The sequence below is a fragment of the Leyella lascolaii genome (genome assembly GCF_900079775.1).
In the GTDB taxonomy this organism is placed as follows: Bacteria; Bacteroidota; Bacteroidia; order Bacteroidales; family Bacteroidaceae; genus Prevotella; species Prevotella lascolaii.
The window spans coordinates 22638-36465 of the sequence record NZ_LT556038.1 but is presented as its reverse complement, the minus strand read 5'-3'; the positions used below and the strand labels follow the sequence as shown (position 1 = coordinate 36465).

The following is a 13828-nucleotide window of genomic DNA, read 5'->3' as shown; positions in this document are numbered from 1 at the left end:
ATTTATAAAATTTTAGTTATTCAATATTCCAACAATTACTTTCATCACCTTCAAAAGCATCAAGTAATTGGTCCTCCCAATCCTCTTTGTCATTCCATGAAGTATTAGGAATGCTGTCATTTTGATAATTCCTCCATGAAAGATATTTTCTATAAGATTCTGTCATAGGTTTAATATCTGACCTCACATTTTCAATATATTGTCCTTCTGATATGGTAATGCTGTCTAAACATCTATTCATTCGGCAATCTAAATGTTTAAGCTTTAAATTTGCTCCTACATATAAATCATTGTGTAAATCATTACGAGCACAATCTAAATAGGTAAGTTCTTTGTTTTCATATAACTGAAGTTCATATAGTTTATTCTCAGAACAATCTACAAATTGGAGTTCTTTCAAACTGCGCAACTCCAGTTCTTCCAATAAACATCTGCGAACTCTTAGCAAAGTAAGTTTTTTGTTCTCCCATAAATCTATTTCTCTTAATGGATTAAATCTACAAGAAAGAATTTCTAAATCTATATTTTGAGAACAATCCAATTCAACTATATTACAATTTCCACAATATAAGGTGATAAGAAGGGGATTGTCTTTTATGTTAAGGGTGTATATGGGATTGTTATAACAACTTAAATGCTTTAGTTTTCTATTTTTTGAAATATCAATATTTTCAATCCCATTCCTTGAACAATCAAGTACTTCCAAATTGGATAGATACTCTATTCCTGCAATAGACTTGATACCTTTTTGAGGGCAAAGAACTTTAGTGATAGTCAATGCTTCTGTCAGTGATATTTCCCCATCACCATCTTTGTCAAAGGTATCTATAAGATATTTCTTAAAGACTTTATCCGGAAAGTTGATAATTCTCAAATCTACCATCTTTTGTTCTTTTTGCAGCCATACCACAAAAAGAAAGGTGTAGGCTTAACCTGTTGTTATTCTGAGGTATCGCCAAACACCTATAACCATACAACAAGGAAGCCCACACCCTACGGTGCAAGCATTCACTTTCATGCCGTGATGGTTATATTCCTCTAATTGGCGATTTTCAGAATACATCAAGCAAGAAGCAAACACTTCTTTTTCTAATATGTCCTGTTAAACTTCTATTTCATTGTCACTCTATTTGATTACTTGTGCAAATATAATGAATTTATGATAAAAACAATAATCAAAAGTGTAATTTATAGAAAATAATACATACAGGCAAGTGAGGTATGGGCTTTATCTTGTAATTAATTGATAATAAACATAATAAAAAAACTCTAGTCAAAGAGACCATTTTGGTGGTTACTGGTGGTTAGCGCATTTTTCTCGCTTCTGTCATTTGCAAATCATTGATATTCAGCAATATTACAAAACCATGTATCGTGATACAAATCCCTGACGGGACAAAAACGGGACAAAACCACAGGAAAATAAAATCAAGAACGCTCTTTGCCGGACATCCCTTGCCGTGAATACCCTTTCACGACACAAAGGTACGCTTTTGTCCCGTGAATACCAAGCATAAACCCATAAATTTACTACAAATATGCTGTCAGACAATACTTTCTGCGGAATTGGGCATTTTGAGATAGATACATCAAATATCGGGACTCTGCATCTTCGATTTGGTGTAAAATTCCTGTTAAAATCTGTTTAACGGCATTTGTACACTATGATTACTTTGCCGTTGGACAATGCGTATCGAAAGTGTACAAGCTCTTTGCCGCTTTTGTGGCATCTGAATGTATGCCTAATCAGGATGTTACCTAAGTAATGTGACACGGAACAGTAGCCGGACAATGCGACAAGCGTCATATTGTACAATGTATGAAATTCGCTGATTTTCAAATCATTAAAGAGCTATAATGCAGGCAATTATATCGTCCTTTTTTAGCTGAATTACAAATCAAACCATATACATTTGCGACCGAAATTGATTAACAAGGCAATAAAATACAACGATTATGACGGAAAACAAAAACTCAAAAATGAACCTCGAACAGGAGCGCAGGATTGCGGAACTCCAAGAACGGGTGAACAGACTGGAGAACCTTTGCTATGCGGCCAAGGAAATATTGAATTTAGAGGAAGCGGCAACCTTTCTCGGTATTGCCAAAAGCACCCTTTACAAGATGACCCACTTGAACCAACTGCCGTACTTCAAGCCGTCCGGAAAACTCATCTTTTTTGAGAAGAAGAAACTCATTGAGTGGGTACGCGGCGCAAAGTCCATGTCCGTTGAAGAAATCAAGGAGGAAGCAGCCGCCAAGATTATGGAAATGAACGAAAGGCAGTAAAGCATTATTATTCACACTAAAATCAAAATAAAATGGAACAGACTAAGAACATGGAACAGACCGGAGCAGCTTCGGCCATCCACATCGAGAAAAAGAACGAGAACAGAAAACGTGAGGCAAGCGGAAAGGATGTACAAGCTATCCGCTCGTTTTTAGAAAGTCTGAGTGTTTACGAGGCGGACGCATTGCGTGTGGGCATTGCCATTGCAGACGGTAAAACCACCGCGGAAAACATTTCATCGGATGACCGCCTTGCGCTCAACCGTTATCTCAACAGCGGAAAGGACAACGAACGGATGACTGCGGACAATGCGCAGGCACATCGGTTGAACCGTGCGTTTCAACTATTGGAGCGTGTAGCGGAGTTTTGCGACAAGCGGCAATTAGTAACGGTGAATAGGTCGTTGCTATCCATCGCCGTGGATGCGGCGGACATCAGCCGAGCCGTTTCCTCACTTGACAAGCGTCCAGCACCGGGGCAACCGTTCCCCAATAGCACAGGCATCAGTGGCGCAGGAAAGTAACCGTATGCGGTTGGAAAATTCAAATGACCGATGAAAATCCACTATGGATATGGCTGCATCCCGTTCCTTTTTTTCCCTTATTTCGGATTGGAACACATTTAGTAACGGGTGTTGCTTATCAGCGAAACAGTTTTACGCTTGCGCATTACACAAAAGGATGAAGCCGTGCAGGGAACAACGAAAAACTAACAGTCAATTCCGTACATACTTTTGTACGGCTTCATTCCATTCTTACAACAGAAGCATCACATTTATATCACACTTATAGAAACAAAATTTTATGGACAAGGAAAAATACAGTTTCTTGAACCCGAAAGGGATTGAAACTTTTGCGTTCATCTTTTCGGGCAATGCACTACAATGGTTGCACGGAACAACAACCGATGACAACGGCAGGAAAATCGGCAACTTCACATTGTTTGGCGACCTCTTGGCAAGGATGGCTCTTGCGGACGGTACGGCCAAAGGTTTCCACAGACCGCTCACGCTGTCAGTCGGTCAGGCGCAGTATTCCGAAGAACAGCTTTCAACACAATGGAGCATGGGCAGGAAGCGCATCCGCCGCCTGTTGGACGAACTGGCAAGACTGGAACTCATAGACACCTCCCGTTCAAGGGTTGCGTCCGTGATGACTTTTCCATGCCTCCTGCAATGGATGACAAAGGATGGCAGCGTAGTTTCTAATCCGTTCATCCACAAACAAAGGGAAAGAATAGAACCGCTCTGAATGGTGGCAAACGGGCAGACTGGCTGATTTCCCGCTTTCCCGTTGTTCTCCAATCCGGCAAATCATCCGGCACACATAAGGCTTTCCGATGGCTAACGTAAGGGATGAATGGCGTGGAGCGTCAGCGTTGAGTTGCGAGATATGCCGAGGTATTACCGCCTTCGGACGGTATTACCACGACACTCTCGCAACGGTCTGGCAGCCCGTTGTCCTTGCCGCTCGCAGGCTCGCACCATCCCTTTTGTAGATACCGTATTATTCCATTTTAAGAACTTTTGTTTATGGCATATGAAGAAGATACTTCCAAGCAGCAATCCGAACAGGAAAAGCCTGTTGTAAGGCGTGACAAGGTGGTGGTCACCAAAGTCACGGAACAGGAGCTTACACAAATCAAAAGCACCGCCAACCAATGCGGCATGACCCGCAGCGACTTCATCCGTGCAAGGGCACTCGGCTATAAGCCAAGATTGAGGCTTTCCGATGCGGAATTGGATGGTTTGCGCCAGCTTGCGGCTTGCAGGACGGACATGGTGAACTTCGCCAACGCCCTGCATGGTTTGAGCGACAATGAGAAGGTAAAACTTTTCCGGCACCAGCCGACCATGCTTGACTGGTACGAGAAAGTGGCATATGTCACGAACCGTGTCACCGACTTCTTGCAGTCCGCACAGACGGCCAACAGCTATCCGGCAGGAACAACAAACGAAAATGCAAAGGAGGACTAAGCATGATAGCCAAGGCAAAGGCCGTAGCCCACGGCATTAGGGCAATGCTGTATGTGTCTGGTGAATCGAGGAACAAGAAGCATCCCGAAAGGATAATCCGTATCTGCGACAACTTCATGCCGCAGGGAATGGACGCGACAGGCATTTTTACGGAAATGAAGTTTGCCACGATGAACCATCCGAACATCAAGAACAATATCATTCGCATGGAGATAAGCCCGGCGATGGAGCATACCGAAAACTTCACTTTGGATGATTGGCGGGAACTGTGGCATGACTTCGCCGCCGCTTTCGACATGCAGGAAATCCGAGACAAGGACGGCAAGGTGGTTTCCGAGCAGACAAACATATCGGGCAGCAAGTCATCCGTATGGCTGCATGAGGAATCCGACAGCAGAATACCCCATCTTCATGCCATCGTCAGCCGGATGGACGAAAACGGGAACATCAACAACGACCACGCCATACACCTCCGCGCACAACGGGCGGCGGAAATGATAGCCCGGCAAAGGGGATGGACTACGGCACAACACATACACGAAACCAACATCCCGAAAATCAGTGCCGACTGCATGGAAGTCTTGCGCGAACTTGACAACTGGTCATGGGACGGCTACCAAGAAAGGCTTGCCGCCAAAGGTTACGAGTTATATTTGCGGAAAGATAAGAAAGATGTCATTCGTGGCTATGTGCTTCTTAAAGGCAACACGAAATTCAAGGCATCGGAACTTGGAAAGGGACGCAACCTGACCGCATCACGCATCAGGCAGACATGGGAAAAGCTACATTCCGGCAATGAGCAACAAGTCCGTCCGGCAACCAAACAGTCAGTTGTACCGACACCGAAACCATCCGTTCTTAATGGTACGGAACATAGGTCACAGCCATTTGTACAACATCGTAATCCTATATTCGAGGATTATACCACTTATAAACCCAATCACCAGCCCACAGAGTTTGAATATGACGGCGAGACCTATAAGCGTTATCTTCCAGACAAGGTGCTTGACTTCTTCAACTATGAGTTCGACTATCTGGAACTGGCCAACTGGCAAGCCCTGCAAAACCTTGCGATGGCTTACTTCACTTTGATAGCATCACCCTACGAGGTGACATCGGGCGGCGGTGGCGGAGGTTCGCAGTCTGACTTGAAATGGGGGCGTGACCCGAAAGAGGATGAGATAGAGTTTGCCCGTAGATGTGCGCAGGCCGCTTCAAAGAGAATCGGCAGACATTCCAAAGGCGGAATAAAACGTAAATAAAAAACTAAAAAACAGAAATGCAATGAAACAACCCGATACGGCAGCACTCCGTGAGAGGCTTGCCAATTATACACCCGAAGATGAGTTGGAACAGGATAAGCAGGAACTTGACGGACTGACTCAGGAAGTCAACTGCCAGCTAATCGAGTTTCGCAATCTGCTGAAAGAAATCAATGCGCTCAAGGAAGAACTGCACGGCATACACGGTAGTTTGAAGCATACCGTCCAACGTGAACGAACTGCCTTCAATGCCTTGGTTGCGGCAAAAGACAGTGCGGACAATATCATGGACGGCATCAACCGTGCCATTGTCAAAGCAGAACAGCACACCGTCATCCGTGCCAAAATCGGTACCGATGAACTGGCGAAAGTGCATCAATGTACAGCCGACCATATCAAGACCGAAGAAGAACTGTTGGAGAAGCACTGTAAGAAAATGGCCAAACGCCTCCAAAGCAATGAAGGCATTTGGCTTTCTACACCGTGGCTCATATTCGTGGTGATAGTTTTGTCTGTAAGTTATCTTGCCGTAATTTTATGGGCTATATACAAAAGATGAGTTACACACTTTTACTACTTTCCCAATGATTTGAACATTTTGGTAATGCACCGCTTCTTTTGTTCCATATTGGGATGGACGTAAAGGTTGAGCGTAGTTGAAATGTTTGAATGACCCAACAATACGCTGACAGTTTTATAGTCACATCCGGCTTCAATACAACGGGTGGCGAAGCTGTGCCGCAGACCGTGATATTTCAGTTTGGGGATGTCGAGCTTCGCCATCAAACCATTGTAATAGTTACGATACGTGCGTGGTTCTGTTGGACGCTCATCATTAGTAAGCACATAAAAATCTTCATTGACCACCTTTTTCAACGGTTTAATCATAGACAACAACTCCTTGCTCATAGGAATTTCGCGGCAGGAGTTTTTTGTTTTGGGTGTGTTGATGACCAACTCCGTATGCTTTTTCTCACCCTCAATGATATAGATGCGTTCAATCGTGCGACTGACCGTTATTGTTCCATCTGCCACATTGATGTCGCTCCACTTCAAAGCGCATATTTCTCCAATGCGCAGCCCTGTACTAAGGCTGATATAAATTCCCAACCCAGTAAAGGTAAAGTGGCTCTGAATGTAGTTCAGAATCTTTCTGTGATTGGCGACAGACAGCACTTCCAGTTCCTTGCTGGTGGAGGTCGTGGGGTATTTTATATCCCATTCGTAGTAAGTCATCCATTCATTTTTAACTCCGAACTTCATCACCATTTTAAGGACTATCAGAATGTCCTTTACTGTTTTGACACTTAGGCCGTTTCCTAACTTTTGCAAGACGAATGCCTGCACTGCCTGTTCGTGGAGTGAATCACCGTCCCCGAAATATGGGAGGACGTGGTTCTCCAAGATTAACACATAAGCCGCCATCGTGGACTGCTTTACATAAGGCCGCTTGTACTCTTTCCAAGCTGCCGCAATTTCTCTAACTGTTTTATGAATCATGATTTCTAAATAATTGGTTCTTATAATTAGAGAAATATAGTGTGGTTAGTTCCGGCTTTGCGATTCCCGGAGTTTACAGAAGAGTGGAAACGCATTAAAGTTTCAGACTTGCTTGATTTCTATTCCACTAATTCTCTTAGCTGGGAACAGTTAGAGTACGAGTCAAATGAGCCATATAACCTACATTACGGCTTAATTCACGTTGGGCTTCCTACCATAATAGACTTGACAAAGGATAAATTGCCAAGTATTAAAGATGGTAATGTGCCTAAAAAATATGAATTGTGCAAGGAGGGTGATATTGCTTTTGCAGACGCATCAGAAGATACAAATGAAGTCGCTAAAGTTGTTGAGTTTTACAACTTAGACGGCAAAAAAGTTGTGTGTGGACTTCACACAATTCATGGGCGCAATAACAATGGACAGACAGCAAAAGGATTTCTTGGTTATTGCTTTTCCTCTACAGTATTCCACAATCAAATACGACGCATAGCGCAAGGGACCAAAATATACTCTATTAATACGAGGAATTTTTCAGAAGTCTTTGTAGGACTACCAAGTATGAATGAACAGCAAAAGATTGCAACTTTGCTAAGGTTAATGGATGAACGCATTGCTACCCAGAACAAAATCATTGAGAAACTGGAAACCCTAATTAAGGGGATAAGACATAAAGTTTTTAAGCAACTCCGAAAGGATTTTGGCTTTAATTCAACTATCGGTGATATACTTTCTTTTGAACAACCGCAACGATACATTGTATCAAGTGCAGAATATAGCAACGATGACACTTTCATTCCTGTATTAACAGCTAATAAGGCTTTTATACTTGGCTATACAACAGAAACAGACGGCATCTATGATAAAGGCGATTGCATTATAATTGATGATTTTACCTTGGACTGTAAATATGTATCATTTCCATTCAAAGTAAAGTCATCTGCGATTAAACTACTCACCGCAAACAATAAATTTATCCTTAGATACACATATGAGTATTTGAAATCGCTCGAACTCTCTACGGAAGAACATAAACGACATTATATTACCGAAATTCAGCCATATAGTTGCGTATTGCCAGATGAGAATACTCTTAAAACTATTGCTTTAGTGTTTGAAAATTTAGCTTACAAATTGTCGAATGAGCAATCTTTGGCACTCATACTTAATAAACAAAGGCAATATCTTTTATCTAAAATGTTTATATAAGCATTTGCGATAACAAATAAGATTTCTGTACTTGGTAGTAAAATAAGATTTGCTTCTCAACTGACACTTTATCTTCAGTAGAAGAAAGTTTTTGGGCAATAGCAGATTGCTTCTCTATGGTCGGACAAAAGATTTTTGCTTTACCATAATCTTTAAAATAGATGTGTGGTATAGCCATTCCTGTTTTATATGGTTCAAAACTAAATCCTTGCAAGGCGAAGTATATGTATTTTAAATAATAGCCATCTTTTGCTATTAGGCGGTTGAGAGTTCCGATGTAGCTGTATTCTCCAGTCACATACTTAACCGTACCAACCCCAGAACCATCTTTGATTATCAAAATGGATTCACCGTTTACATCTGCTGCTTCTGTATAGCCTGTTATACCAGTTGCTCCATAGACAGGGGAAGCGCCATATTCTGCAACTTGGCTTTCTTGCAATATGGATGAATTACATTCAAGGCAATCTTTTATAAATGTATTAGGCTTTTGCAAAGAAATGACAGTTTCGATAATCCCCTTAATATAACTATGAAAATCCTTAATTCAGGCGATTATTTATAAAGCAAAGATAGATGGGATAAGTAAAGGTACATGGCGAAGAATAGACCTATGTAAAGTTTTGCAAGAGCGGAATGAGAAGAATGTTAATGGAAGAACAATCTGTTCTGTTTCTGTCAGCCAAGGGGTAGTGAATCAGATTGAGTATCTTGGACGTTCTTTTGCTGCAAAACAAACGAGCCATTATAATGTTGTCAAATACGGTGATATTGTTTACACGAAAAGTCCGACTGGTGATTTCCCGTATGGCATAATAAAGCGCAGCAACATTAGAGATGATGTAGCTGTTTCGCCTTTGTATGGAGTTTATATTCCTGTTAATGATAGTATAGGTGTGATTTTGCATTTTTATTTTATGCGACCAAGCAATGCCTTCAACTATTTGCATCCACTTATACAAAAGGGTGCAAAGAATACTATAAACATAACTAACGGAAGATTTTTGGAAAATTCCATCCCTCTCCCGATTTCAGAAAATGACACCAACACTATAGCTGGAACCTTGAAATCTATTCAAGAAAAAATTGAGATAGAAAAAAGTTTATTGCAATCATACACCAAAGAGAAAGAGTATCTGTTACGTCAGATGTTCATATAAACAACTGGCGTAGCAGATAACACTTTTGATTACAAAGCAATCTCATTATCTGTTTTTCAACAATTAGTTTGTCTGAATAGTTTTTGAGGAATGAGTATATTATGCGTTGCTTTTCTATCACCGGGAAAGAAAATTTTTTCTTCATAAAGTCACTTTTCTGCAAATTGAAACGTGTACTACCTTGTGCCAATGGGTAAACGGCTTTTCTAAATGATTGTGATGAAACATAGTAAGCCAAAAATGGAGGATATATTTTAGCTTCATCGGTTATATGAATACCAAAGCAAAAACTATTCAGATACAAAGGATAAGTTTCTCCCAAATATACGGCACCCATTCCAACTTCTTCCGGCGTTTCAGAAGATAACGTAAGAAGAATATCTCCATAACGGACAACTGATTGTTGTTCTGTTTCATTGATTTTCACCAAACCTACATCGGTTGAATCAATGATTTGATTCTGATAGACATTCATGTAAGTTATGAACGGATAGCCGTCACCAAAATCTTCTGCACTTTTCCCTGATAACCCTGAATATGATTGTCCAAAGTCGCCAAAAGATAATGTGACTTGCTGCGTTTCTCGTTCAATCAAAGTATCGCACATCGCCTGAATTAAGGATTCGTATTTCTCAATGATTTTGTTCTGTACTTCTATACGTTTGTCGAGCAAGAATAATAGATTTGACAATTTGTCCTGCTCATCCATTGATGGAATACGAACTTTGATTTTTTCAATAGTTGCTTTTGATAAACTGGGAACACCTGATGCTTCATTATATTTTAACCAGTTTATTGTTTGGAATAAGCAATATACAAATTTAGGAAGTACATCGGTAAAATTATAAGTATAAAATAAGGTATCAACAGTCCAAAACTTCCCGTTGTAATATAATGGCTTATTGATAGTCCCTTTGCGACCAACAAATACAGACTCTCCATCATAAAGAAAATCATCTACTGAGGTCATATATCCACCTGTTCCAAATACAGGAATGTCTCCATTATGTAGGTGCTTATAATCACGACCATTTCCAATAGACAAAATCTCGCCAATAGCATATTCATCCCACTCCCCACTAAACTCCGGGAATCGCAAAGCCGGAACATTAAGGACTTTCTTATCCTTATTATCTGCCATAATCATTACTCTTTAATTTTGTTGATACATTCCATTCGAACCAGTCTCAATTTGCGACCAGTTACTCATTCCCTTTCTGCTTTTCGTCATCGTATGCTTGAATTTCATCTTGTATTACCTGCTTCAAGTCTTCTTGCGGAATAATCAGCCGATAGTCAGCAACGCCAATAGGTTTATCCATTCCATCAAGTGACAATTCCACATCCACATGATTCTTTTCTGCACAAAGAATGATGCCGATGGAGGGGTTCTCCCCCTCGCCGCGTTCTGTCCTGTCAAGAATGGAAAGATAATAATTCATTTTCCCCGCATATTCAGGTTTGTATCTTCCTGCTTTTAGTTCAATGGCTATCAGACTTCTAAGTCCTCTATGGAAAAAGAGTAAATCTACAATGCCACTCCTACCTTTGTATTCAATTGGATATTGATTACCAATATAGGTGAAACCTTTTCCGAGTTCGAGTAGAAATAGTTTTATTTTTTCTACAAGTCGATGTTCCAAGTCCAATTCTAACACTGGCTCTGTTACACCCAAAAAGCCAAGATTGTATGTGCTTTTGATGACTTCGTTGGCATATGCGGCAACCGGTACAGGCAGGGTTGTGGCAAAATTATTGTCTTTTTCAACAGGCAGGCACGATTGTTCATACATATGAAGATTTATGGCATTAACTAAAATATCACGATTCCAGCCCTTTGTTACGGTTTCAACGGCATAATAAAGTATAGCGTCATCGTTGTCCTTTGTCCATTTATTAGCCATGAGTTCAGCAGTGTGTCCCCACGGCAAAACTGCAACAGCGTGTTGCAGTTTTAACGATGAGTTACAAAACCTGCAATAAAACTTCTTCATCAGCCATAAACTGCGAGGTGACAATCCCATTTTGGGATAACGCTGTTTTAAGTCGATTGACAACCGCTGTACCACACCAGCTCCATGCTTTGAATCTAACTTCTTTTCTTGTAACAGTCTGCCGATTTCCCAATGCGCATTGCTAATGTTATCGGAAATACTGCGTGCTATGGAAATTCTTGTCCTTTCTAAAACTGCAACAGCGCGTTGCAGTAATTCGTTATAGTCAACCGTGATTTCAAGCTCTTTATCGTTTACCATAATTAAATATTAATCTTATGAATCTTGCCGTAATATCCTTATTTCAAATAGCTTCACTGTATCTTTAATCCTTTATTGCGTCTAATATCAGAATCAATTCCGATTCTGCAATATCGCATTTATCAAAGAGATACCGCAAACAATTTAACTTACCCTTATTGTCCAATGATGTCCACACATACTTATCTGGTGCAATCATCGTGCAATAATGTAAATCGGCTTTTTTAGATGACCAAAAATAACTTCCTGCATCGAAAAGGGCATCCACAATGTCAGGATAACGTTCAGAAACTATGGATATGATTTTTAACATCATGTTTTTCCAAATAGTTTCTGCATGTTCCTGACCAAACAATCTGAATCCTTTTAATTGTCTGTTTGTTGGTGAAAATGTTTCATCTTCTAATGATACTTCATCTACAGGCTTCGGTAAAGGTGTAAATGATGTATGAGGTAAAGGATATAGTTTTAAGAAGGTGTCAACTATTTCTTTTCCCCTTTGCTCCATTTCAACAGGTGTCCACTTTGAACAAGCCATAACACTACGTGTAAGACGATATTTTGAATCCTTATATCCGGGGAAAGACTCCCCGTCTATCACTTTACCATCTCGTTTTACATCGAAAGAGTTATTGCTTAATTCGCTATTGATACCAGTTAAGGTGAGATTGGCAAATGTATGCAAATATTTTTCCTTTATCTCCTCATAGTTGCTGCCAAGCATGGCTTTCCAATCGGCGTTAAGGGTTTGCGGCATGATATGTTCCAGTGTGGCCGTTTTATTTTTCATATCGCTTGCTACATCGTTATATTCCCCAGGAATAGCATTCTCAAGGCGTTCAAAAAGAAATATCTGAAATGGCTTCATCATGTGATAAGCATCACGTGTTTTAATTGCTTCTATGAATTGCGTATCTCTCGGTAGGAGATAATTACCATCACGGCGCAATATATGATATGCAAGTATATCAGAATAACTTGCAGACAAAGGAATGTCTGCTGCCCTGTATTCGTCAATACTTCTCAGCACGTCCTTATGCAATGCACAGAACACTTGTGTCAATGCGTTACCCGGCATATTGCACACGATACGGCGAGCCATATAATTTTCAACCAAGTCAATAGCCTTATAAACTTCATCCTCTTGAAGACCATTTTCATCGGCATACTTCAAGAATTGCATAAAGAATACATTTACCACATCGGTGTCTATGTTGCAGATATGGCTCATTTTCTTTGAAAGACGTGGTGTGGAAAGTTGGCTCTTTGTTACTTGCCGATAATATTTGGCATAATCAAGCATTTGTGCAAGCTCTTCTTTCCTGTCTTTCACCTCCATGTATTTTTTCCACTCTTGATACATATATGGAAGTCTGACATGGCGTTGCCGCTGCTGTCTTATGGTAAGATAATCACGCAAGAACATTGTAGGCTCGTTGTCTGTGGCCTGTTCAATCTTTTGCCAATAATCCTTAAAACATTGTTGCTGTTCTTCAGGCGAAAGCGACATCAAAAGATAATTGCGTATTTTGTCAGCTTCGGTAAGTGCAAGTCCGGTCGAGTTAAGACTCTCAAATATCAGTTGCGCATCGTCGTTATTGTCAAGCTCTATCGTGATAATCTGCAAACGTTCTATGGTGTTCAATAAATCATCAAACGAAAATTCTTGCGGAGTTTTAGTCAATAAGCCATAGAAATACATGAAGTTGCGTGTAACCTTGGATTCGGCAATGAATTTATCCTCTGCATTATCAAAAATCAGGTCATAGGCTATTCGGTCACTTTCAATAGGAACGAGTTTGATTTTCCTATCTGCACTACTAAATTTAGCAAGCAGGAACATTTCGTATGCTTCATTCAGTCTGGCTTCATTGCTGACTAATAATTTCCCATCTTTTACTGCCTTTATACCTGCCAGCAACAAAAGAGATATGGTCGTTATACGCTGCTGCCCATCTATCACTAACCTATTTCGTCCATAAGCATCAGCCGAAGCTGTAACAATTGAACCGAAGAAATGAGTTTGCTTATGTTGCTTGCTTAATTTCACCAAGTCGTTAAACAACTGTTCACAGTTATCTATCAGCCAATCATAATTTCGCTGATATACAGGGATTATGAATTGCTTCATATTCCCTTCAATAAAGTTACTCAATAGTATTGCACTACCAATCATA

Annotated in this window: 15 protein-coding genes; 9 read left to right on the top strand and 6 right to left on the bottom strand. The window is 40.5% G+C overall.

Annotation, left to right across the window (positions count from 1 at the left end; genetic code table 11):
• Window positions 1-16: 16 nt before the first annotated feature.
• On the bottom strand, window positions 17-883 hold the full coding sequence (locus tag BN4609_RS05950; RefSeq protein WP_068855683.1) for a leucine-rich repeat domain-containing protein: 867 nt from the start codon (window positions 881-883) through the stop codon (window positions 17-19).
• Between the two features lie 1073 nt (window positions 884-1956).
• On the opposite strand from BN4609_RS05950, the gene BN4609_RS05945 reads away from it, so the two are divergent.
• The 7 genes from BN4609_RS05945 to BN4609_RS05920 all read left to right on the top strand — a co-directional run bounded on the left by BN4609_RS05945 (window position 1957) and on the right by BN4609_RS05920 (window position 6086).
• Window positions 1957-2289, top strand: coding sequence for a helix-turn-helix transcriptional regulator (locus BN4609_RS05945; RefSeq protein WP_007487647.1), 333 nt, complete (start codon window positions 1957-1959; stop codon window positions 2287-2289).
• Window positions 2290-2321: 32 nt separating this feature from the next.
• A complete protein-coding gene (locus BN4609_RS05940) occupies window positions 2322-2813 on the top strand; it encodes a hypothetical protein (protein WP_008665471.1) in 492 nt (163 codons plus the stop codon).
• Window positions 2814-3093: 280 nt separating this feature from the next.
• A complete protein-coding gene (locus BN4609_RS05935) occupies window positions 3094-3540 on the top strand; it encodes a hypothetical protein (protein WP_068855682.1) in 447 nt (148 codons plus the stop codon).
• An 88-nt stretch (window positions 3541-3628) separates the two neighbouring features.
• Window positions 3629-3787 (top strand): hypothetical protein, encoded by a 159-nt coding sequence (locus BN4609_RS16740; RefSeq protein ID WP_206196540.1) that lies wholly within the window; start codon window positions 3629-3631, stop codon window positions 3785-3787.
• A gap of 34 nt (window positions 3788-3821) precedes the next feature.
• Window positions 3822-4265, top strand: a complete 444-nt coding sequence (locus BN4609_RS05930) for a plasmid mobilization protein (RefSeq protein WP_008665473.1) — start codon at window positions 3822-3824, stop codon at window positions 4263-4265.
• A gap of 2 nt (window positions 4266-4267) precedes the next feature.
• Window positions 4268-5527 carry a relaxase gene (locus tag BN4609_RS05925; RefSeq protein ID WP_068855681.1) on the top strand — a complete coding sequence of 420 codons (1260 nt, stop codon included), beginning with the start codon at window positions 4268-4270 and terminating at the stop codon, window positions 5525-5527.
• Between the two features lie 22 nt (window positions 5528-5549).
• Window positions 5550-6086: a hypothetical protein gene (locus BN4609_RS05920; protein ID WP_008665475.1), complete on the top strand. Its 537-nt coding sequence runs from the start codon at window positions 5550-5552 to the stop codon at window positions 6084-6086.
• Between the two features lie 14 nt (window positions 6087-6100).
• On the opposite strand, the gene BN4609_RS05915 is transcribed toward BN4609_RS05920, so the two are convergent.
• The gene (locus BN4609_RS05915; protein WP_007487658.1) at window positions 6101-7027 is read right to left on the bottom strand and encodes a tyrosine-type recombinase/integrase; all 927 of its coding nucleotides are present in this window, start codon (window positions 7025-7027) and stop codon (window positions 6101-6103) included.
• A 39-nt stretch (window positions 7028-7066) separates the two neighbouring features.
• On the opposite strand from BN4609_RS05915, the gene BN4609_RS05910 reads away from it, so the two are divergent.
• On the top strand, window positions 7067-8236 hold the full coding sequence (locus BN4609_RS05910; protein WP_241033217.1) for a restriction endonuclease subunit S: 1170 nt from the start codon (window positions 7067-7069) through the stop codon (window positions 8234-8236).
• Here BN4609_RS05910 and BN4609_RS05905 read toward each other — a convergent pair.
• Window positions 8229-8732: a restriction endonuclease subunit S gene (locus tag BN4609_RS05905; RefSeq protein WP_241033216.1), complete on the bottom strand. Its 504-nt coding sequence runs from the start codon at window positions 8730-8732 to the stop codon at window positions 8229-8231. The genes BN4609_RS05910 and BN4609_RS05905 overlap by 8 nt on opposite strands.
• 196 nt (window positions 8733-8928) lie before the next feature.
• Between BN4609_RS05905 and BN4609_RS05900 the strand changes: the two genes are divergently transcribed.
• On the top strand, window positions 8929-9396 hold the full coding sequence (locus BN4609_RS05900) for a restriction endonuclease subunit S (protein WP_241033215.1): 468 nt from the start codon (window positions 8929-8931) through the stop codon (window positions 9394-9396).
• Here the strand turns inward: BN4609_RS05900 and BN4609_RS16945 are convergent.
• The 3 genes from BN4609_RS16945 to BN4609_RS05880 all read right to left on the bottom strand — a co-directional run bounded on the left by BN4609_RS16945 (window position 9389) and on the right by BN4609_RS05880 (window position 13827).
• A complete protein-coding gene (locus tag BN4609_RS16945; RefSeq protein ID WP_084791450.1) occupies window positions 9389-10537 on the bottom strand; it encodes a restriction endonuclease subunit S in 1149 nt (382 codons plus the stop codon). The two genes, BN4609_RS05900 and BN4609_RS16945, sit on opposite strands and share 8 nt — an antisense overlap.
• A gap of 61 nt (window positions 10538-10598) precedes the next feature.
• Window positions 10599-11651: a PDDEXK nuclease domain-containing protein gene (locus BN4609_RS05885; RefSeq protein WP_068855677.1), complete on the bottom strand. Its 1053-nt coding sequence runs from the start codon at window positions 11649-11651 to the stop codon at window positions 10599-10601.
• A gap of 64 nt (window positions 11652-11715) precedes the next feature.
• Window positions 11716-13827: a DUF262 domain-containing protein gene (locus tag BN4609_RS05880; RefSeq protein ID WP_007482707.1), complete on the bottom strand. Its 2112-nt coding sequence runs from the start codon at window positions 13825-13827 to the stop codon at window positions 11716-11718.
• Between the last annotated feature and the right edge of the window lies 1 nt (window position 13828).

What these genes read in the sequence shown, in the direction of transcription:
- BN4609_RS16945 (WP_084791450.1), bottom strand. Translation starts at nt 10,537, where the DNA reads ATGGCAGATAATAAGGATAAGAAAGTCCTTAATGTTCCGGCTTTGCGA.
- BN4609_RS05915 (WP_007487658.1), bottom strand. Translation starts at nt 7,027, where the DNA reads ATGATTCATAAAACAGTTAGAGAAATTGCGGCAGCTTGGAAAGAGTAC.
- BN4609_RS05940 (WP_008665471.1), top strand. Translation starts at nt 2,322, where the DNA reads ATGGAACAGACTAAGAACATGGAACAGACCGGAGCAGCTTCGGCCATC.
- BN4609_RS16740 (WP_206196540.1), top strand. Translation starts at nt 3,629, where the DNA reads ATGGCTAACGTAAGGGATGAATGGCGTGGAGCGTCAGCGTTGAGTTGC.
- BN4609_RS05945 (WP_007487647.1), top strand. Translation starts at nt 1,957, where the DNA reads ATGACGGAAAACAAAAACTCAAAAATGAACCTCGAACAGGAGCGCAGG.
- BN4609_RS05880 (WP_007482707.1), bottom strand. Translation starts at nt 13,827, where the DNA reads ATGATTGGTAGTGCAATACTATTGAGTAACTTTATTGAAGGGAATATG.
- BN4609_RS05920 (WP_008665475.1), top strand. Translation starts at nt 5,550, where the DNA reads ATGAAACAACCCGATACGGCAGCACTCCGTGAGAGGCTTGCCAATTAT.
- BN4609_RS05885 (WP_068855677.1), bottom strand. Translation starts at nt 11,651, where the DNA reads ATGGTAAACGATAAAGAGCTTGAAATCACGGTTGACTATAACGAATTA.
- BN4609_RS05950 (WP_068855683.1), bottom strand. Translation starts at nt 883, where the DNA reads ATGGTAGATTTGAGAATTATCAACTTTCCGGATAAAGTCTTTAAGAAA.
- BN4609_RS05935 (WP_068855682.1), top strand. Translation starts at nt 3,094, where the DNA reads ATGGACAAGGAAAAATACAGTTTCTTGAACCCGAAAGGGATTGAAACT.
- BN4609_RS05930 (WP_008665473.1), top strand. Translation starts at nt 3,822, where the DNA reads ATGGCATATGAAGAAGATACTTCCAAGCAGCAATCCGAACAGGAAAAG.
- BN4609_RS05925 (WP_068855681.1), top strand. Translation starts at nt 4,268, where the DNA reads ATGATAGCCAAGGCAAAGGCCGTAGCCCACGGCATTAGGGCAATGCTG.